Source organism: Brevibacterium sp. SIMBA_078, assembly GCF_046534565.1.
Taxonomy (GTDB): Bacteria; Actinomycetota; Actinomycetes; order Actinomycetales; family Brevibacteriaceae; genus Brevibacterium.
Window position 1 is genome coordinate 1 of sequence record NZ_JAWRYQ010000191.1, and the last position, 274, is coordinate 274.

Below are 274 nucleotides of genomic sequence, written 5' to 3' on the forward strand. Positions count from 1 at the left end.
CAGTAAAAGCTAAGGAGCAACGCTTAAAGATCATATTGGGTATTTCTTTGTCTGTTCTGGCGCTGATCCTTATTACACTCCTTCTGCTCATGACGAATTATGTTTGGATTGTCATGCTATTAGCTGGTATTGCTGCTTGTGGAATGATTATTAGTACATACCGACTAGCAAAAAAAAACGCTCTCATTACACCAATCTTGCAAGTAATAGCAGCATTACTCATTTTAGCGCTCTCGGTCAAAGGAAGTCTTACATATTTTGCTAATCAATTAAT

1 protein-coding gene is annotated in these 274 nt (G+C 37.2%); it reads left to right on the forward strand.

Translation table 11 applies throughout. The annotated features are described in order from the left end of the window. Nucleotides 1-274: hypothetical protein (locus SB749_RS19395; protein WP_410711743.1), on the forward strand; the 274-nt coding region annotated here is incomplete at both ends.